Genomic DNA, 19,567 nt, shown 5'->3' with positions numbered 1-19,567 from the left:
TCCTATTTTAAGCTGTTAAGATACGCAATCAAAGCTACAATCTCTCTAATTTCACCTCTAGCAAACGCATCTTTAACATCTTGGTTTTTCATTTGATCTACTATAGCTTGAGCTTCTGCTTTAACTTCTGCTTGAGCTTCTTCCCAAGTACCTAGTTTTGTACCATTTTCAGTATCATAAGGCACATTGAAAACTTTTTTTACAGTTAGTGCTTCTGCATAAGCTGTTTCTATATTTGCATTATTGCTAAACATATGTTTATAAGCTGGCATAATAGAACCAGGGACAACTGAAACTGGATCCCACATGTGATTTTCATGCCAATCTGTTGTTCTAAAATTACCTATACGCAATAAATCAGGTCCTGTTCTTTTTGAACCCCATAAAAATGGTCTATCATAAGCATATTCGCCACTAACTGAGTACATACCATAACGATCTGTTTCTGATTTAAAAGGACGAATAAGTTGTGAATGACATGCATTACAACTTTCTTTAATATAAGCATGACGTCCTGCAAGTTGTAAAACTGTATAAGGTTTTTTACCTTCAATTGGTCTTGCATTCTGAGCAAAATCAGGTAAAACTTCTACAATACCTGCATATGCAATCACTATAAATACTGCCACAGCAAAAAAGAATGGATTTTTTTCTAACCAACTAAACATATTTTTCCTCCTTATGCTGCCATAGGTGAAGCACTTTTTGGCTCTTTATCAAGCACTCTACCCACTGAAATTGATTTATAAATATTATAAACAAACATGAAAAATCCTACTAAGTATAACAAGCCACCCACAGCTCTAATCCAATAATAAGGAACAATAGCTTCAACAGTATCAATGAAAGTATAAAGTAAGTTACCATACTCATCAGTAGCTCTCCACATCATACCTTGAGTAATACCTGCTATCCACATAGAACTAAAGTACAATACTATACCTGTAGTTTGAATCCAAAATTGAGCTTCCATTAATGATTTGCTATATAGTTCTCTTTTAAACATTCTAGGCACCATGTGATAAAGTGCAGCCATAGTCATAAAGCCAACCCAACCTAAAGTACCATCATGAACATGTCCTGGAATCCAATCTGTAAAGTGTGCTAATGCATTAACTGATTTAATAGAAAGAATAGGACCTTCTAAAGTTGAGAACATATAGAAAGTTGAAGCTAAAATCATAAATTTAATCAACGGACTTTCTCTTAATTGACTCCACTCACCTTTCATAGTAAGTAAGATATTAATTGCTGAACCCCAAGAAGGTAAAATAAGTACAATTGAAAAAACTGAACCCATAGTTTGCATCCAATCAGGCACAGTAGAATAAATCAAGTGGTGTCCACCTGCCCATAGATAAACAAACATTAAGCCCCAAAACGCAAATAAAGATAACTTATATGAGAAAATTGGCTGACCACTTTCTTTTGGTAAGAAATAATAAATTTGAGCAATAATACCAACAGTAAATACAAATGCAACAGCATTGTGTCCATACCACCATTGGACTAACGCATCATTAGTTCCTGCATACATAGAAACACTATGCCACCAATCGCCCATTCCACTTACAAAGTATGTTGGTACAGCCATATTATTAAATAGATAAAGCATTGCTATACCTAGGAAAGTAGCTATATAATACCAAAGTGAAACATATAAAGTTTTTTCACGACGAATTCCAATAAGTCCAAAAATACTTACACCCCATAAAACCCAAACTAAAACTACCAATATATCAAGTGGCCATTCAAGCTCTGCGTATTCTTTTGAAGTACTAATACCTGCAAACAAGGTAATAACAGCTATAATCATAGTGATCATATAAAGCCAAAAATGTAGTTTGCCAACAAACATTAAAAAGCTTGATTCTGCCATACTAACTTTTAGTACACGCTGACCAATATAATACCAAGTAGCCCAAATTCCTGAGAGCATAAAACCAAAAATTACACCTGAAGTGTGCAATGGTCTAAGTCTTGAAAAAGTGCCATACTCACCAGCTAAATAGTTTAAATCCGGATAAGCCATTTGAAAGGCAATAAGCGTTCCAATAGCCATACCAATAACACCAAACAATAAGGTAGCAAACATAAAATATTTAGCAACCGTATAGTCATAGTTTAATGCATTTCCTGGGTGCATTTCCTCTCCTTAAGTTTTTTTCTGCAATATGCAATCGCTATATTATATGATAATTATCATCTTTTTTAGCTTAAAATCACAATGATTAATCATCTATTAAGAATTACAAGTAAATAATAAATTTTATCGAGTTAAAGAAAAACCTATATAAGAAAAATACAAGCCATAAAAAAATATTAAAATATAAGAAATCAAACTAGCTGTTTTTTGGAATTTTTCACTCAGTGTTTTAGAAAAATAAGCAAAAAATACCAAAGCAGGCAGTGTTGAAAGTCCAAAAACAAGCATAATTAACGCTGATAAGTATACATTTTGTACACTCATTCCAAAAGCTATATAAAAATACACCAAGCCACAAGGTACAAAACCATTTAAAAAGCCTAAAAAAATAGTACTTTTTAAAGACTTATTTTGAATTAATCTTGAAATGTTTTTTTTAATGACACAGTCAAAAATTAAAGAGCTTTCAAAAAAAGCTAACAATTTTCCTTTAAAAATTAAAGCAAAAGCTAAAACCACCATAAAAATCCCGATAGTAAAAAGCATTATACCTTTTGCAAATTCGCTAAAAGAAAATAAATTTCCAAAAAATCCAAAAAATACACCCAAACAAACATAGGCAAAAATTCTAGATAAATGATAAGAGAAAATCAAAAGAGAAAAAGGGAGTTTGATCTGCTTTGAAAGCTGAGTATAAGCTAAAATAAAACCTCCGCACATTCCATAACAATGTCCAAAACTAGAAAGAAAAGCTATACTCGCTAAAGCAATAAAATCTAAATTCACAAAAGCTCTAAAAATTCTTTAAAGATGTATTTGCTCTCATGCGGCCCTGAGGAGCTTTCTGGATGGTGTTGTACTGAAATGATGGGATAATTTTTATATCTTACACCCTCTACATTATCACCAAATAAATTTCTATGAGTAATTGTTGCAACCTCTGCTATTTCTTCAGGAACATTATAGTTGTGATTTTGCGCTGTAATTTCTACTGTATTATTTGTAAGATTAATTACTGGATGATTTGCTCCATGTTGACCAAATTTCATCTTATAAGTTTCATAACCAAATGCATTACTTAAAAGCTGGTGCCCTAAACAAATACCTAGCATAGGAATTTTTGCTTCTGCTAATTTTTTAATCTCTGCAATTTCATCTTTTAAAATTTTTGGCTCACCTGGTCCATTGGATAAAAATACCCCATGAATTGCACCTTTTTGGTATAAATCAATCAAATCTTTTGCCTTGGTATTATAAGGAAAAACCTCTACTTCAAGTCCTACACTCACAAGTTCATTTAAAATATTTTCTTTTACACCATAATCAATCACAGCTACTTTTTTACCATTTGCTTTTACATTCTCATAAGTTTTGTTGCCATGATCCCAAGCACCTTTATTATGCTTATAAGAGCTTTTAGTGCTAACTTGTGCTACATAATTTACCTCATCGATTTTAGCACTAGAAAGAAGCATTTTCTTAAGCTCTTCTTTGTCTTTAACTTCAGTAGATACTACAGCTCTTAAATTTCCTTGATCTCTAATCATTTTAACCAAAAATCTAGTATCAATTTCGCAAAGTCCTATTTTGCCATGGTTTTTCAAATAAGCACTTAAAGAATCATTGGCTCTAAAATTAGAATAATCTTCATTTAATTCTCTTATGATCATACCACTAGCAAAAACTTCTTTACTTTCATTATCTTCATCATTAACGCCAACTATACCAATTTCTGGCATTGAAAAAACCACAAATTGACCCGCATATGAAGGATCAGAAATAATCTCTTGATAGCCCGTTAAAGAAGTATTAAAAACAAGCTCACCAAAAAAAGTTCCACTTTCTCCAAAAGCCTTTGCACTTAAAAAAACATCATTTTCTATATAAATATATGCTTTCATAAAAGTCCCTTTTTTCTAAGCTCTTCTTGGTAAAGCTTTTCAAACACCAATTCATATTCTTCAGAACCTGGGATAAGCTTTCTTTTATAATTTGAAATTTTTTCATAAACCAAATCTTCTAAATTTTCATACTCTTTTAAATAAGACATAATACTTGAGAAAATGAGATTTTTCACACGATTTTCTGATACATTATAATTTATCAAATCCTCTTCTACTAAATTTTCTAAAATTTTATGAGAAAGGTTATTGTATCTATCTTCACTATCAAGCATAAATTTAAACTCATTTGCTAATTTTTTCTTAATCATCCAAAACATACTTTTTCTATCTATTTGCATAAACTCGATTTCATCTTCCTGGCTTTCTAAAAGCTCTTTTGCTTTTTCATCAAGCTTACGCTCGTTTAAAACATCTATTTCTATAATCTCTTTTGCTATTTTTAAAAGTTTTTGGCTATCATCTTTAATTTTAACAAAAGAAGAATGCATTAAATCAAGTATTATTTTATTTGCTATATAAGGTATGTGAGCTGGTTTGATACGCATTTATTCACCTTTTTATTTTTATTGAAATAATACTAAAAAAAAGGTAAAAACTGCTTAAAACTTACTGCGAACTTGCATTTTGATCTAAATTTTTTAAAAGTAATGTTAAATCTGAAGCTTTCTTAGGTTCCATTTTTGCCATAATGGATGAAATTTTTCTAGGATCAAGCGAAAGTAGAATTTTTGAAGCTTCATCAGGTTCCATTTCACTTAATATACCTGCAACAGCCACATCTTTCATTTTTGCATAGATTTCTGTAATACGCCCCATAGTTTTATCATTAATCGCTTGGAGATTTTCTCTAGTTGCTTTCAATATACGTTCATTTTGTTCTTTTAAGCTTTTGATTTGCTCTAAACTTGCATTAATATCAGCTTCTTTTTGTACCAAAGCTTGCATTTTTTCTTTTTGTAAAGCTTCAAAAGATGCCCTATATGCTTCTAAACTTTGTCTTGCCTCATCATATTCTCTAATTTGTTCTTGCATTTGCTCTTTTCTTGCTTCAAAATATTGCTCACAATTTTGTTGCGCATTTACAAAATTTAAAAAAATTAATAAAAATATTATTTTTTTCATTATTTATCCTTATTAAAATGCCTTGTTATAGCAAGTTCGTCTATAAATTTTTCTTCTTCTTTTTGTAAGGCTTTTTGAATCTTTTTTAATTCTTCATTTTCTAAAACTTTGATTTTTTCAAATTCCAAATGAGCTTTTTTATATAAATGCTGATGATGCGCTAATTCTTTTTTGGTTAAATCCAATTTTTGTTTAACCCTTTGCTTGCCTTCTCTTGCAATTTCTTGCAATTTTAAAGACGATCTTAACAAAGCTATCGAGCCCTTATCGGCTAAAGTTAAACTTTCGCAAGTTTTTGAGGCTTCTTTAAGCTCTTCTTCACACTGCAAAAGCTTTTGTCTTGTTTTGGTTAAATTTGCTTCTGCTTTATCAAGCTGTTGTTTTCTAAGCTTAATCACAGAAGAATATTTGCTTTTCATAAAATGATAGTATCTTCTCTTTCAGGGCTTGTAGAGATATAACCTACTTTAACACCACTTAATTCTTCCAAACGCTTAATATATTTTTTAGCATTTTCAGGTAACAAATCATAATCCCTAATCCCTGCAACTTTATCCCAACCTTCCATTACTTCATAAATAGGTTTAGCATTTTCTAAATCACAAGGCACATAGTCTATTTCTTGCCCCTTATACTCATAAGCTTTACAAATTTTAACACTTTCAAAACCATCTAACACATCAAGTTTCATCAATGATAAAGTATCTAAGCCATTTAATCTTGCAGTATATCTTACCGCAACCGCATCAAACCAACCACATCTTCTTTTTCTACCTGTACTTACACCGATTTCTTTACCAATAAGTCCTATTTTTTCACCATTTTCACCTAAATCTTCACTTGGAAAAGCTCCATTTCCCACTCTTGTTGTATAAGCTTTTACTATACCTATAACTTTTCCAATTTCTTTTGGATTTAATCCCAAACCACTTAAAGCTCCAGCCGAAATAGTCGTCGAACTAGTTACATAAGGATAAGTTCCATGATCAATATCAAGCATTGACCCTTGTGCACCTTCTAATAATACTTTTTTATCCTCATCCAAAGCTTTCCAAAGCATTCTTGTGGTATCTGTAATATATGGCGCTAGCACTTCTTTAAAGCGTTTTAAATCTTTTAAAATTTCATCATAACTAGGCATTGCAATACCTAAAACATCAAAATAAGTTTTTTTAAGTTCAAAATCTTTCATTAAATTTTCACAAAGTTTTTCAGGCTCTAGCAATTCCCCTACTCTATGTCCATTGCGACTTATTTTATCTTCATAGCTTGGCCCTATGCCTTTGCCTGTTGTTCCTATAGCTTTATCGCCTTTAAGTCTTTCTCTTGCTTGATCAATCAAAGCATGGTGATTTAAATTTAAATGAGCTCTATCACTTATAAATAATCTTCCTTCTAAATTTTCAAATTGAGCCATTTCGCTAATTAATACATCAGGATTAACTACAACTCCATTTCCTATAACATTAATACATTGCTTATTCAAAACACCTGATGGCATTAAATGTAAAGCGTATCTTATACCATCAACCCATATAGTGTGACCTGCATTATGTCCGCCTGCACTCCTGCAAACATAATCATAATTTTCACATAGTTTATCAACTATCTTACCTTTACCCTCATCACCCCATTGGATACCAACGACAATATCTGCTTTACTCATGAAAACTCCATTTTGACTTAAATTTGGCGAGAAGGTGAGAGAATCGAACTCCCCAAAAAGTAGTCAACTACCCTTTCATCTGATTTGAAGTCAGTGGCCATCACCAGATAAGCTAACCTTCCAAAAAGATATTATATCTTAATATTTTTAATTAAAACAAAAACCAAATACGTAAAATTGAAACTATTTTTAATAATATTTTATTTTGTATAAATTTATTAGCTATAATGCTAACTTTATTAGTGTCAAGTTTTGACAATCACAATTTTTGGATACAACAATGCATTCTTTCAAACAATCTTTTTTTATAAATTTTTGGGATAATTCCAAAGGCATGATTATGCTTGGAATTTTAAGTGCTATTTATTTTGGAATTTTTGGTAGCGTTTGGGCAGTCACTGGCGAAATGACGCGCTGGGGCGGAGAGTTTTTAGAATTTTTTGGCATAGACTTAAGCTCTTATTCTTATTATCAAAAGCAAAATTTAAGTGGCAGTCCCTTAACAAGAATTGATGGTATTATGCTTATAGGTATGTTTATAGGGTGTTTAAGTGCTGCATTTTTAGCAAATAAATTCAAATGGCGCTTACCTGCTAGCAAAATTCGAATTTTTCAAGCTATTATAGGTGGAATTTTATCCGGTTTTGGTGCAAGACTTGCCTTTGGTTGCAATTTGGCAAATTTTTTTACAGGTTTACCTTATTTTTCTTTGCATACTTGGGTTTTTACCTTATTTATGATTTTAGGGATTTATTTAGCTGTTAAAGTTTGCAATCTAACACCTTTTAAACCAAAAGCTAAATTACAATGTGTATGTAAAGAAAATCAACCGTTAAAAACACAAAATAAAACCACAAAGATATATTTTTATATAGGACTTGGCGTATTTATAATTTTTATAACTTATGTTGTATTTATACTACAAAAGCAACCTTTAAATATTAAAAACAAAGAAAGTATTCTTCCTTTAGCGTTAATATTTGGCTTTGTTTTTGGTTTTATCATATCTAGAGCTCAAATTTGCTTTACTTCTTGCTTTAGAGATTTATTTTTATTTGGTAGGGATAATGCCATAAAGGGTGCTTTAATAGGTATGATTATAGCTTGTTTAATAGCTTTTGCATTTATCTTACAAGGGCACACTAGCAAAATAATAGAAATATCACCAAATATTGCTTTAGGTGCTTTTTTATTTGGCTTTGGGATAGTTTTTGCCGGAGGATGCGAGTGTGGCTGGATGTATCGAGCTTGTGAAGGACAAAGTCATTTTATTATAGTAGGTATTGCAAATATTATTGGCACTATGATATTAGCTTTAAGTTACGATCATTTTCCAAATTTCTTAACAGATGGAGTAAAGATTCATCTTTTAAATGAATTTGGTTATTTTAATGGTTTAGTAATCAATTTAATTTTATTTGCAATTTTATTTTTATTTATATTAAAGTTTAAAAAATCATTCTTTTTCAAACAAAATAAAAAAGGAAAAATATGATTATTCATTATAGTTTAAATTTAGAAGGTGAGGCTTGTCCATACCCTGCTATAGCTACTATTGATGCCTTAAAAGAACTAAAATCAGGTGAAGTCTTAGAAATTTTATGTGATTGTCCACAAAGCATTAATTCCATACCGCAGGATGCTAAAAATCGTGGTTTTGAAATTCTAGAAATAAATCAAGATGGTCCAACGCTTAGATTTTTAATTCAAAAGCCTTAAAGGCTTTTGAATATATATTAAAGATGTTTTAACATTGTTTCATAAGCTGCTTTAGTTCCTGGACGAACTTTAGTTACCAAGCTCACTAAAACAATCACAATAGATGCAGCTAAAAATCCTGGAATGATTTCATAAATAGGAAAATTAAGCCACTCAGCTAAGAAATTTTTATATGCTACAACTACAACTGCACCTGTAATCATACCTGCAATAGCAGCATATCTAGTCATTTTTGACCAAAATAATGAAAAGAGCATTACAGAACCAAAACTTGCTCCAAACCCTGCCCAAGCATAAGCTACTATGCTTAATACGCTTGAGTTTTTATCAGTAGAAATAACAAAAGCTATCACGGCCACTGCTAAAACACCAAATCTACCTAAAGTCATTACCATTTTATTAGACGCTTCTTTATTGAAAATTCTTTTATAAAAATCTTCTGCTATAGTCGAACTTGAAACAAGCAATTGTGAACTTGCTGTACTCATAATAGCTGCCAAAATAGCGCTTAATAAAATACCTGCTATCCAAGGATTAAAAAGTAATTGTGACATTACGATAAAAATCTTTTCAGGATCTTGCAAACTAAGTTCAAATTTACTCACATAAGCTATACCTAAAACACCTATCAAACAAGCACCAATTAAAGATATAACCATCCAAGAAATTCCTACAAAAGTAGCAGTTGGGATGTCTTTAGTTGAGCGTATAGACATAAAACGCACCAAAATATGCGGCTGACCAAAATATCCAAGCCCCCAAGAAAGCGCTGAAACTATACCTAAAAAGCTTAATCCTTCTCCCATAGAAAAAGTATTTGGCTTAATTTCTTTGACTATATTAACAGCTTCACTAAAGCCGCCCAAATGATAAATCATCACTATAGGCACGATAATCAAGGCACTCATCATCAATAAACCCTGAATCAAATCCGTCCAACAAACTGCCTTATATCCACCCAAAAATGTATAAGCAACTATAATAACAGTTCCTGTAGTTAAAGCATAATCATATTGAATTCCAAAAGTTGCTTCAAAAAGTTTTGCTCCACCTACAAGTCCTGAAGAAACATAAAAAGTAAAGAAAATTAAAATAACAATAGCACAAACCACTCTTAATATATGCTTATCATCATCAAATCTTGTTTCAAAATAATCTGGAATGGTAATAGAATTTGCAATCACGCTAGTATAAATTCTAAGTCTTTTTGCTATAAAAGCCCAGTTTAAAAACGCTCCTATACTAAGACCTATTGCAATATAACTTTCAGCTAAGCCACTTACATATAAAGCTCCTGGCAAACCCATTAAAAGCCATCCACTCATATCAGAAGCTCCAGCACTAAGTGCTGAAACTACCGGCCCCATAGAACGACCACCTAAAAAATAGTCCTCTGAATTTTTATTTTGTTTATAAAAATAAAATCCGATAAAAAGCATTAATGCTGAATAAGCGACAAACATTATCGCAATTTGAGTATTAATTTGAACAACCTCCATTTTATCTCCTTTTTATATTATTTTAAAGCACGAATGCCTAGATTTCCATAACGATGGAAAGATATACTTAAAGCTTTTTCATTGTGATATAAAAGCAACTCAAAACGTCCATTCATTAAAGGCTTAGCATTAGCGATGATTTTTGCGCAACTTGCTGCCTTTATGAAAATTTCATCATTAACATCTAATGGAGCAAAATAACGAATTCTTTCATAATCAGCTATTTTGCTAATGAAATTTTCTTTACTTTCTTTAAGGAATAAAGTTTTTGAACTAATTTTTTGATTAATCTTTTGCACAAGATCTATTTTTTCATGTTCATCATAACTTAAAATAAGATCAATATTTAGCACACTAGCTGCTAAAATAACTCCTAAAATATCTTTTAAGCTATCATCTTTATGCACTCTATAGGCGATATTTTTAACCTTTGTATAAGAGAAAAGATTATCCTCGCCTCTTATATTGACATAATCTTTCGCACTTGCAAATTCATGTTTTGCGTGGTAAGCATAGCTTCTTGCCATAGCTTTAATGACTTCAAAATCGGCTTTATCTTTCTCATTTAAATCCAAGCTTAAAGCATTTAAATTTGATACTAATTCATTGTCTAAAACATTTTGATCAGCTTGACTTTGCTCTATATCTAAAAATTGGGTAATGTAATTATAAATTCCAACTTTTCTACCAAAACCAATGGCTGATTTTTTAATACCACCAAAAGGTTGTCTTAGAACTATAGCTCCTGTTGTTGGTTTATTAATATAAATATTTCCTGCCTCTATGTGAGTATGAAAATACTCCCATTCTCTCTCATCTAAACTTTCAAATCCTGCTGTAAGTCCATAACCTGTAGAATTTACTATATCAATAGCTTCTTTTAAATCTTTTGCTTTCATTACAGTTAAAATTGGTGCAAAAAGCTCATTCATGTGCGTAAAATCACCTTTTTTAGTACCATACTTAATCCCTGGAGTTAGAAGATAAGGATTATCATCTATAAATTTAGGTTTTAAAGCCCAACTTTCATACGGAGCTAATTCATCTAAAGCTTTTTGTAATTTCACATCTGGTTTATCTGCTAAAGCTCCAAGTTTATTTTTAAACACAAATGGATTTCCAACCGCCATAGAACTAGCAGCATCTACCAAAGTCTTTTTGAACTCTTCATCATTATAAACTTCTTCTTCTAAAACTAGCAAAGAAGTAGCAGAGCATTTTTGACCTGAATTTGAAAAAGCTGAATGAATGATATTTTTAATCGCACTATCACGATCAGCAAATTTAGAAACAATGGTTGCATTTTTACCGCCTGTTTCGGCACTTAAAAGCAATGTTGGATTAGCTTTGAGCATTGCATAAGCAGTTTCTTCTCCACCAGTTAATACTGAAAATTTCACACTTTGATCAACAAGTAAGTATTTTGATATATCACTACCTTTAGCAGGTAAGAAAATCAAAGCATCCTTAGGAATTCCTGCATCCCAAAAGCATTTACAAAGCATATAACCTGTTAACATCGATAAAGATGATGGTTTATATATCACTTTATTTCCTGCGGCCAAAGGCGCTGCTATGGTTCCTACTGAAATACCTACTGGGAAATTCCATGGCGCAATCACCACGCCTATGCCTTTTGCTTTAAAAGTCGTATTTGGATTTTGCTCTTTTAATTTTTCTAAAGAATGTGGGTAAAATTCTAAAAAGTCTATAGCCTCACTAACTTCAGGATCAATTTCTAAGAAAGTTTTTCCTACTTCTAAAGCTGCTATACCTATTAAATCTCCTCTACGCTCTCTAACAAGTTGAGCAGTTTTTGCTAAAATTTTATAAATTTCATCATGACTTAAATCACTAAAATTTGAGCTCTTAGCTACATCTAAAGCGTATTTGATCTCTGCTTGGCCTGCTAAGTGTGCTTTACCTATAGTGCGATTTTTGATTTTATCTTTAACTTCTACTACTTGTAAATTTTCGTTTTTAATTTCTTCTTTTGCAACTGGATAGACATCATAATTTTCTAAATTTTCATACTTAGCTCTTATACCCTTAGCCCATTCTCTATTTGCTTTTAAGATAAAATCTGTGTCAGGTTCGTTTTTAAATTCTTTACTCTCATAAGAACTAATAGCCTTTGTTTCATTATTTCTATCTTGAGTTCTATGGGTAGAATTATCCAAACTAGCAACACCTTCTAAAGATTTTAGAAATAATTCTTTTTGTATTTGCCAATTTTTATCATTAATTTTAAGATTGAAAAAATATCTCATGAAATTATCTTCACTAGTATTTTCATCAAGTCTTCTTACTAAGTATGCAATAGCATTGTTAAAATGTGCTTCATCACAAACTGGTGCATAAAGTATAAGATCATGCATTTTAGAAAGCTCATAAGAGCATTGTAAACTCATACCCTCAAGCATTTCAAAAGTAAAAGATGATAAAGCTCCAGCTTGTGAAATTCTAGTATAAGCATAAGCAATTTCAAATAAATTATGACTTGCAATACCTATATTAATATATTTATGATTATCTCCCTCTAAGACAAAATCAAGCATTTTTTTATAATTACTATCAGTGTCAATTTTTTTATAAAAAGTAGGTAGAGCCCAACCTCTTTGTGAAGCTATAGTTTCTTCACTTTCCATATTCGCTCCTTTAACAAAGCGAATTTTTATAGGCTTCATACCTTTTAAAACTCTTTCTTTAGAAAAGGCAAAAAGTTTTTTCAAATACTCATAAGAATCAGGCAAATAAGCTTGCAAAACAATACCTGCTTTAATATCGTATTTTGCAACACTTTCCATAAAAGCTTCAACGGTTAATTCTAAATCTCTAAATTCTTCCATGTCAAGATTGATAAATTTAGACACACCTTGCTTTTTTTCTTCCTCTAAAGCAAGAGCATATAATTTATCCAATCTTTTTACCACCTCATCTTTAGAGTATTCAAAATCAATGATATTGATTTGGGAAAAAATGGTAGTAATTTTAATAGAAATATAAGTAATATAGCTTGTTTTTAATGCTTCTTCGTATTTTTTCATCCTATAAGCACTCTCAGCTTCACCCAAAACCTCTTCACCAATTAAATTTACATTTAAAGTGATTTTATCTTTATCTTTTCTTTTACGCATATGAGGCTCTAAAACACTAGGATTTGCATCTAAAACCATAGCTTTAGTATCTTCTCTTAAATGCTTAATAAAAAATGGCACACTAAGAGTCGGTGCAAATTTTCCAAAATTTAAAAATGAAAAAAGTAAAAATTTTTCAAAAGCACTAAAAAAATCAGCTATACCATATTTGTTTAAAGTATGTTCTATAAGCTCAAAACTCGCACTTTTATCTTTACATCTAAAAGAGCGATCTAAAAGCTCAATTAACATTACTTTATTTTTAGGATTGTTTAAAAGTTTTTGCATTTTGGCATGAAATTCTTTTTCGCTTTGAGAGATATTACTTTCTATCTTTCTTTGTAATTCTTCAGCTAATTGCAAAGCTTTTTGTATCATTTTTTCCTCCACTTTAATAGTTAATATGTATTTATGATACAAAAATTGCAACGAAAATCAACATATATTTATTTGTAATTTATTTTTTTATGTAAAAAAGTAACAAATATAAACATATATTTTTGATTGTAAATAAAATATTAGCGCAATAATAAATAATTATGAGTATTTCTTACACATCTAGCAATAATCTTTGCCTCTATATTGTGATCTTTCAAAATTTTTAAAGCTTCATTTGCTTCATTTTCACTCATACTAGCTAAAAGTCCACCTGAAGTTTGAGGATCAAAATACACTATATTCTCATCTTTTTCATTTAAATTTTCAACCCAAATTTTTAGACTATCTTTATTTTTATAAGCTCCCACTGGGATAATCCCTATATTAGCCATTGACAAAACTCCATCCATTAAAGGAATTTCATTTTTATATACTTCTATCATAATTTCTTTATTTAGCATTTCTTTTAAATGCCCCAAAAGACCAAAACCGGTAACATCACTTAAAGCACTAAGACTGTTAAATTCCCTCAAAATACGACTTGCATAAAGATTTAAAAAACTCATTTGTTCTACTGCTTTTAAAATCTTTGCTTTTTCTAGCAAACCAGCCTTGATAGCAGTACTAATAATACCACTACCTATAGGTTTAGTAAGTAAAATCACATCACCATCTTTTGCGCTATTATTAGCTATAAATTTCTTAGGATGAACTACGCCTGTTACACTAAGCCCAAAAATAAATTCATCATTTTCTATAGTATGCCCACCTACTAGCACAGCACCAGCTTCTTCAACCTTAACTCTAGCACCTTCTAACACTTCAAGTAAAATTTCATTATTAAAATGACAAGTATCAAAGCCTACAATATTTAAAGCATTAATCACCTCAGCACCCATAGCAAATACATCACTTAAGGCATTTGCAGCAGCTATAGCGCCAAAATGATACGCGCTATCAACCACAGGTGTGATAAAATCAAGAGTTTGCACTAAAGCTAAATCTTCATTTAGCTTATAAACACTTGCATCTTCATTATTATCAATACCACTTAAAAGGTTTTCATGCGGTTTTAAAATGCCAAGAATTTTGTCAAGACCCACCGAGTCTAATTTGGCAGCTCAACCCGCAGCTTTTACATATTGGGTTAGTTTTTGATCTTTATATATCATAAAGAGATAATCTTTGCCTTTCCAAAAAGTTCATTTAAAATTTCATAAGCATTACCTATTTTACCTATTTTAAGCTCTTTGCTTTTGCCAAAAAATTCCAAACATGCCCCACAACTATAAATTTCAACTCCTAAATTTTCAAGTTCTTTCATGGCTTCAAATGCCATATGAGAGCAATCAGTATTCATCAAAACACTATCATTAACACAAAGGATTTTTGCAGGTTTATTTGGTAAATCTTTTAGGGTTTTTAAAAAACCTAGCATTAGATTTTTTCCAAGTTCTCCCTCACCTACCCTATCGCTTTTTAAAAATAACACATTGTATTCTTGTAAATTTTGTTCTTGATTATGAGCTATATTGCCATCTTTTACAATGCTAATAATACTCTCATCATCTAAATCTTTAACATTAAATTCCAAATTTAAAGATTTTAAAAATCTCATTACATTTTCTTTAGAAGCTTGAGAGTTTAAAAGAATTTCTAAATTTTCATTTTCTTTTAACTCTTCTAAAGCTTTTTTTGTTTCTATCACAGGACGTGGACAAGCTAAATCTCTACAATCAATTTTCATCTTTTACCTTTTTTATTTAATGATATATTGTTATAACTTGTATTCAAATTAAGTTTTATCTTTTTCTTGATTTTTCTTGAAAAATAATTCTTTAAAGCGTTTATTGGTGTATTCTTCTACATCTTGTTGTAAAATTTTAAAATTTTGAATTAACTCATAAGCTCTTGGAGTAAGTTTGCTACCCGATTCACTTCCTCTTCCTTTTTTAGCAATAAGTAATTCTTCTTTCATATTTTTTTCTAAATCTTGTATATAAAGCCATGCTTTTTTATAATTAATCCCTAGTTGTTTAGCTGCTTGGGAAATACTTCCACATTCTCCTACTAATTCTAAAATATCTGTTTTACCTTTACCAAAAAGCAATTCTCCATCAGGATTTTCTACCCAAATTTTACTTTTTACATGAAATTTTTTACCCTTTTTTTCTTCAAAACAACCAAGTTCACAGTATTTAACATCAATTTTATAAGTTTTAAGTGTAGCTCTCATATCAGCCATATTAAAGTCTTTAGCACATTCTAAAGCATCTTTGCATGATATGCGACGCTTAGAATCTAATTTTGTTTCTAATTTTTCCAAAATTTCACTTTTTGCTATATTTTTATTTAACTTGCCAAATTGACCTAGCTCACAATCTGAAATTTTTACGCCTAATTCTTTTATAATGGCTTGAAAATCTTCTTTAGAGTATTGTTTTAAAAGTTCTAGTGCTTTTTTACAAGTAAGTTTATTATTTTCATCAAGATTTTTTTGAATTTGTAAAATTAGCTCTTCCATGAATTAGCCTTGGATTATAAGTAGTAAAAAAGGGTGCTTGTACACCCTTTGAGTTATTTTGCATCAAGTCCTAAATTTTGACCCTTAAGCAAAACTCTTTTTCTATACATTGCACTAACTTCAGCTGCATCACCGACCAAAAGTGCATTTGTAGAACAAACCGCAGCACACATAGGTACTTTGCCTTCTGCGATACGATTTTGCCCATAAAGTTCTCTTTCTTCATGAGAGTTAGTAGGCTCAGGACCACCTGCACACATAGTACATTTATCCATTTCACCCTTAATGCCAAAAGCACCATCTCTTGGAAATTGTGGAGCGCCAAAAGGACATGCATAAAGACAATACCCACAACCTATACAAGTTTTTTTATCATGCAAAACAATACCATCAGCTCTAATATAAAAGCATTTTACAGGACAAACTTGCTCACACGGAGCGTCTGTGCAGTGTTGGCAAGCAAGAGTTGTTGAAAACTCTTTGCCTTCTATACCTTCATTTAGAGTGATTACTTTTCTTCTATTAATTCCTACTGGTACTTCATGCGCACTTGAACAAGCTACTTGACAAGCAAAGCAAGAAATACAGCGATTATTATCTACATAAAATTTCATTCTAGCCATAACTTACCCCTTAAGCCTTTTCAAGTCTGCAAAGCCCTGCGTTAAACTCAGAAATTTGCGTATTTATATCAAAACCATAGTTAGTAACCGTGTTAGAACTCTCCCCTATAGTATAAGGCTTAGTACCTTCAGGATAATTGTAACTTAAATCCACTCCTTGCATAATACCTGCAAAATTATAAGGCAAGCAAATTCTATCTGGTGTAACTGAATGATTATGCACACATTTTACTTTAATCTTAGTACCTTGTGGCGAGTGAATCCACATCATATCACCATCATTTATACCATATTTTAAAGCAAGTTCAGGGTGTACATTAGCAAACATCTCAGGTGTGATTGCAGCAAGATATTTACTAGTTCTCTCAAGCATACCCGCGCCACTTAAATTTACTAAGCGCATACTTGAAATAATAGTTGGAAACTCTTTACTCCAATCTGTTTTTTGTTGCTCGCTAATAAATTTACTTTCAACCCTAAAGTTTTTCTCTTGATCACCCCAAGTAGGATATTTTTTAACCAAATCCCAGCGAGGCGAGTGAATAGGCTCTCTATGTAGTGGAATAGGATCAGCAAATTCCCAAACTTTCATTCTCGCTCTTGCATTACCTAAACAACAAGCACTTTTTTCCCTACATTTTTCTAAGATTATACCTGAAATATCTGTGCTCCAGCTAGCGCCCATTAATTCTTTTTCTTTATCGCTTAGTTTAATATTAAACACTTTTTCGATATTTTCTTTAGTGATTTGCGGGTAGCCACCTTTAACTTTACATCCTTTTGGAGTAAAGGCTTCATCTGCTAATTGAGAATGCCCATCATGCTCTAAACCAAAGCGATTTCTAAAGCCCATACCACCTTCTTCATAAGGAATATCCGTGTTCCACATGATAGAAGTACCTGGGTGTTGTTTATCCCAACAAGGCCAAGGTAAGCCATAATATTCACCTTTAACTTCACCACCAATACCTCTTTGAGTATCAGGATCAAAATGTTCCCAATTTTGTTGGTGTTTTCTTAGACGTTCAGCTGAAATACCTCTTAAGCCTATACTTAAAAGACCATTACTCATTTCTCTTGTGGCATCATCAGGCCATATGAAATTATCATCACTATCATCTCTTGTTTGTACAAGTTTATGATCTTTTAATTCCATTTTCATACCACGAGTGTATTCTTTATAAAAACCAAATTTTTTAGCAAAAGCAAACATAATCTCTTGATCTTCTTTACTTTCATAAATTGGTTTTACTACTTGAGAACGCCATTGCATAGCACGGTTAGTCGCTGTTACATAACCTTCTGTTTCAAATTGAGTACAAGCTGGGATGATATAAATACCATCTGGACGATCTGCTAAAACCGCTACTTCATTTACAAAAGGCTCAGCAATTACGATCATATCAAGTTTTTTAAGTGCTTCTTGAATTTTTACCGTATGTGCCATAGAAGTAATACCCGTTCCTTGCACCCAAAGTACGCGGATAGGTGAGTTAGAATAAGTTTTTTCTTCATGTAAAACGCCTTGCCACCATTTTGCTAGCGAAAAGCCTTTTTCATGCATCCATTCTTTAGAATAAAATCTTGAATTTAAATACTCTCTTTCAACATTCCATACATTAGAGAAGTGATTCCAAGCATTATCATCAAGTCCATAATAAGCTGGTAAAGTATCTGCCAAACAACCCATATCAGTAGCACCTTGAACATTATCATGCCCTCTGATGATATTTGTTCCTGCGCCTGGTTTACCTATATTACCAAGAACAAGTTGCAAGATAGCTAGAATTCTTGTGTTAGAGCTACCTACTGAGTGTTGTGTAATACCTAAAGCCCAAAATAGCGTAGCAGGTTTGATTGTAGCTAGCATTCTTGTGATTTTTTCAAGTTGAGCAGCTGGAACGCCTGTTACATCTTCTACAACTTCAGGAGTCCATTTAGCAGCTTCTGCTTTTATTTCTTCAACCCCATAAGTTCTGGTTTTGATTAATTCTTTATCTTCCCAACCGTTTTTGAAGATCAAATGAAGCATACCATAAACTAAAGCTATATCTGTACCCGGACGAATTCTTACGTATTCATCAGCATGTACTGCAGTTTTTGTAAATACAGGATCTACAACTACCAATTTAGCATTATTACGATCTTTTGCTTGCAATAAGTGTTTAAATCCAATAGGATTAGCCACAGCAGTATTTGCACCAAAAATAATCATCATTTTTGAGTGTTTAGTCACATCACCAAAATGATTTGTCATAGCGCCATAACCCCATGTATTCGCCACACCGGCGACTGTTGCGCTGTGTCAAATTCTAGCAACGTGGTCTATATTATTAGTACCCCAAAATGCTGCAAATTTTCTAAAATAATAAGCTTGTTGGTTATTAAATTTAGCCGAACCTAAAAACATAACGCTATCAGGTCCATTTTCCTTACGGATTTCAAGCATTTTATCACCAATTTCATTGATAGCTTGCTCCCAAGTTAAACGCACCCATTTACCGTTTTCTTTTTTCATAGGATATTTAATACGCTGTTTTGATTTAGTAAGATCGATTTGATCTATCCCTTTACAGCAGTGTGATCCTTGAGAAATAGGATGTTCTATAGCGTTTTCTTGACGCACCCAAACTCCATCTTGTACTTCTGCTTTAATTCCACAGCCTGCACTACAGATACTACAGATTGTTCTAACAATCTTAGAATCTGGATAAGGATTTGCTACTTCTTGTTCACTTGCAGCTCTAATAGCTTTGTTTTCACTACCAAAAGCCGCACTTCCAAGACCAGCAATACCAGCAAGCTTAAGAAAATTTCTTCTTGCTAATGCCATCTTCTTCCTTTCTTAA

17 protein-coding genes and 1 tRNA gene are annotated in these 19,567 nt (G+C 31.7%); 2 read left to right on the top strand and 16 right to left on the bottom strand.

Annotation, left to right across the window (positions count from 1 at the left end):
* Nucleotides 1-2: 2 nt before the first annotated feature.
* From ccoO to L8V77_RS02845, 9 genes are all read right to left on the bottom strand, one after another.
* A complete protein-coding gene (gene ccoO / locus L8V77_RS02885) occupies nucleotides 3-668 on the bottom strand; it encodes a cytochrome-c oxidase, cbb3-type subunit II (RefSeq protein ID WP_149062087.1) in 666 nt (221 codons plus the stop codon).
* 11 nt (nucleotides 669-679) lie between these two features.
* On the bottom strand, nucleotides 680-2,146 hold the full coding sequence (gene ccoN, locus L8V77_RS02880; protein ID WP_263663810.1) for a cytochrome-c oxidase, cbb3-type subunit I: 1,467 nt from the start codon (nucleotides 2,144-2,146) through the stop codon (nucleotides 680-682).
* Nucleotides 2,147-2,269: 123 nt separating this feature from the next.
* Nucleotides 2,270-2,932, bottom strand: a complete 663-nt coding sequence (locus L8V77_RS02875; protein WP_263663809.1) for a sulfite exporter TauE/SafE family protein — start codon at nucleotides 2,930-2,932, stop codon at nucleotides 2,270-2,272.
* Nucleotides 2,929-4,047, bottom strand: a complete 1,119-nt coding sequence (carA, locus tag L8V77_RS02870) for a glutamine-hydrolyzing carbamoyl-phosphate synthase small subunit (protein WP_263706614.1) — start codon at nucleotides 4,045-4,047, stop codon at nucleotides 2,929-2,931. The genes L8V77_RS02875 and carA overlap by 4 nt, the downstream gene beginning before the upstream one ends.
* Nucleotides 4,044-4,595, bottom strand: a complete 552-nt coding sequence (locus tag L8V77_RS02865) for a DUF507 family protein (RefSeq protein WP_039617626.1) — start codon at nucleotides 4,593-4,595, stop codon at nucleotides 4,044-4,046. The genes carA and L8V77_RS02865 overlap by 4 nt, the downstream gene beginning before the upstream one ends.
* A gap of 61 nt (nucleotides 4,596-4,656) precedes the next feature.
* Nucleotides 4,657-5,172 (bottom strand): MotE family protein, encoded by a 516-nt coding sequence (locus L8V77_RS02860; protein WP_412174992.1) that lies wholly within the window; start codon nucleotides 5,170-5,172, stop codon nucleotides 4,657-4,659.
* A complete protein-coding gene (locus tag L8V77_RS02855) occupies nucleotides 5,172-5,591 on the bottom strand; it encodes a flagellar FliJ family protein (RefSeq protein WP_263678553.1) in 420 nt (139 codons plus the stop codon). Before L8V77_RS02855 ends, L8V77_RS02860 begins: the two co-directional genes overlap by 1 nt.
* Nucleotides 5,588-6,838, bottom strand: a complete 1,251-nt coding sequence (locus tag L8V77_RS02850) for an adenylosuccinate synthase (RefSeq protein WP_263682728.1) — start codon at nucleotides 6,836-6,838, stop codon at nucleotides 5,588-5,590. The genes L8V77_RS02855 and L8V77_RS02850 overlap by 4 nt, the downstream gene beginning before the upstream one ends.
* 24 nt (nucleotides 6,839-6,862) lie before the next feature.
* Nucleotides 6,863-6,960, bottom strand: a tRNA-Sec gene (locus L8V77_RS02845).
* 158 nt (nucleotides 6,961-7,118) lie between these two features.
* Between L8V77_RS02845 and yedE the strand changes: the two genes are divergently transcribed.
* Together yedE and yedF (L8V77_RS02835) are read left to right on the top strand one after the other, a co-directional pair.
* Nucleotides 7,119-8,333, top strand: coding sequence for a selenium metabolism membrane protein YedE/FdhT (gene yedE, locus L8V77_RS02840; RefSeq protein ID WP_263706612.1), 1,215 nt, complete (start codon nucleotides 7,119-7,121; stop codon nucleotides 8,331-8,333).
* Entirely contained in the window at nucleotides 8,330-8,557 is a 228-nt protein-coding gene (gene yedF, locus L8V77_RS02835; protein ID WP_012661107.1) for a sulfurtransferase-like selenium metabolism protein YedF, read from the top strand. Before yedE ends, yedF (L8V77_RS02835) begins: the two co-directional genes overlap by 4 nt.
* A 17-nt stretch (nucleotides 8,558-8,574) precedes the next feature.
* On the opposite strand, the gene putP is transcribed toward yedF (L8V77_RS02835), so the two are convergent.
* The 7 genes from putP to L8V77_RS02800 all read right to left on the bottom strand — a co-directional run bounded on the left by putP (nucleotide 8,575) and on the right by L8V77_RS02800 (nucleotide 19,551).
* Nucleotides 8,575-10,056 carry a sodium/proline symporter PutP gene (putP, locus tag L8V77_RS02830; RefSeq protein WP_263678549.1) on the bottom strand — a complete coding sequence of 494 codons (1,482 nt, stop codon included), beginning with the start codon at nucleotides 10,054-10,056 and terminating at the stop codon, nucleotides 8,575-8,577.
* 17 nt (nucleotides 10,057-10,073) lie between these two features.
* Nucleotides 10,074-13,571, bottom strand: coding sequence for a bifunctional proline dehydrogenase/L-glutamate gamma-semialdehyde dehydrogenase (locus L8V77_RS02825; protein WP_263706610.1), 3,498 nt, complete (start codon nucleotides 13,569-13,571; stop codon nucleotides 10,074-10,076).
* Nucleotides 13,572-13,711: 140 nt separating this feature from the next.
* The gene (gene selD, locus L8V77_RS02820; protein WP_263682720.1) at nucleotides 13,712-14,743 is read right to left on the bottom strand and encodes a selenide, water dikinase SelD; all 1,032 of its coding nucleotides are present in this window, start codon (nucleotides 14,741-14,743) and stop codon (nucleotides 13,712-13,714) included.
* Nucleotides 14,740-15,318, bottom strand: coding sequence for a sulfurtransferase-like selenium metabolism protein YedF (yedF, locus tag L8V77_RS02815; protein ID WP_263682718.1), 579 nt, complete (start codon nucleotides 15,316-15,318; stop codon nucleotides 14,740-14,742). Before yedF (L8V77_RS02815) ends, selD begins: the two co-directional genes overlap by 4 nt.
* 48 nt (nucleotides 15,319-15,366) lie before the next feature.
* Entirely contained in the window at nucleotides 15,367-16,095 is a 729-nt protein-coding gene (locus L8V77_RS02810) for a winged helix-turn-helix domain-containing protein (protein ID WP_263663801.1), read from the bottom strand.
* Nucleotides 16,096-16,148: 53 nt separating this feature from the next.
* The gene (gene fdh3B / locus L8V77_RS02805; protein ID WP_039662920.1) at nucleotides 16,149-16,718 is read right to left on the bottom strand and encodes a formate dehydrogenase FDH3 subunit beta; all 570 of its coding nucleotides are present in this window, start codon (nucleotides 16,716-16,718) and stop codon (nucleotides 16,149-16,151) included.
* Nucleotides 16,719-16,728: 10 nt separating this feature from the next.
* The gene (locus tag L8V77_RS02800) at nucleotides 16,729-19,551 is read right to left on the bottom strand and encodes a formate dehydrogenase subunit alpha (RefSeq protein ID WP_263678542.1); all 2,823 of its coding nucleotides are present in this window, start codon (nucleotides 19,549-19,551) and stop codon (nucleotides 16,729-16,731) included.
* Nucleotides 19,552-19,567: the final 16 nt, after the last annotated feature.

This window comes from Campylobacter sp. IFREMER_LSEM_CL2127 (genome assembly GCF_025771745.1).
Classification (GTDB): Bacteria; Campylobacterota; Campylobacteria; order Campylobacterales; family Campylobacteraceae; genus Campylobacter_D.
Note: the sequence above shows the minus strand (reverse complement) of the source record. Positions and strands in the feature narration are given on the sequence as shown.

What these genes read in the sequence shown, in the direction of transcription:
- L8V77_RS02810 (WP_263663801.1), bottom strand. Translation starts at nt 16,095, where the DNA reads ATGGAAGAGCTAATTTTACAAATTCAAAAAAATCTTGATGAAAATAAT.
- L8V77_RS02855 (WP_263678553.1), bottom strand. Translation starts at nt 5,591, where the DNA reads ATGAAAAGCAAATATTCTTCTGTGATTAAGCTTAGAAAACAACAGCTT.
- L8V77_RS02865 (WP_039617626.1), bottom strand. Translation starts at nt 4,595, where the DNA reads ATGCGTATCAAACCAGCTCACATACCTTATATAGCAAATAAAATAATA.
- ccoO (WP_149062087.1), bottom strand. Translation starts at nt 668, where the DNA reads ATGTTTAGTTGGTTAGAAAAAAATCCATTCTTTTTTGCTGTGGCAGTA.
- L8V77_RS02825 (WP_263706610.1), bottom strand. Translation starts at nt 13,571, where the DNA reads ATGATACAAAAAGCTTTGCAATTAGCTGAAGAATTACAAAGAAAGATA.
- yedF (WP_012661107.1), top strand. Translation starts at nt 8,330, where the DNA reads ATGATTATTCATTATAGTTTAAATTTAGAAGGTGAGGCTTGTCCATAC.
- carA (WP_263706614.1), bottom strand. Translation starts at nt 4,047, where the DNA reads ATGAAAGCATATATTTATATAGAAAATGATGTTTTTTTAAGTGCAAAG.
- yedE (WP_263706612.1), top strand. Translation starts at nt 7,119, where the DNA reads ATGCATTCTTTCAAACAATCTTTTTTTATAAATTTTTGGGATAATTCC.
- yedF (WP_263682718.1), bottom strand. Translation starts at nt 15,318, where the DNA reads ATGAAAATTGATTGTAGAGATTTAGCTTGTCCACGTCCTGTGATAGAA.
- ccoN (WP_263663810.1), bottom strand. Translation starts at nt 2,146, where the DNA reads ATGCACCCAGGAAATGCATTAAACTATGACTATACGGTTGCTAAATAT.
- fdh3B (WP_039662920.1), bottom strand. Translation starts at nt 16,718, where the DNA reads ATGGCTAGAATGAAATTTTATGTAGATAATAATCGCTGTATTTCTTGC.
- putP (WP_263678549.1), bottom strand. Translation starts at nt 10,056, where the DNA reads ATGGAGGTTGTTCAAATTAATACTCAAATTGCGATAATGTTTGTCGCT.
- L8V77_RS02860 (WP_412174992.1), bottom strand. Translation starts at nt 5,172, where the DNA reads ATGAAAAAAATAATATTTTTATTAATTTTTTTAAATTTTGTAAATGCG.
- L8V77_RS02850 (WP_263682728.1), bottom strand. Translation starts at nt 6,838, where the DNA reads ATGAGTAAAGCAGATATTGTCGTTGGTATCCAATGGGGTGATGAGGGT.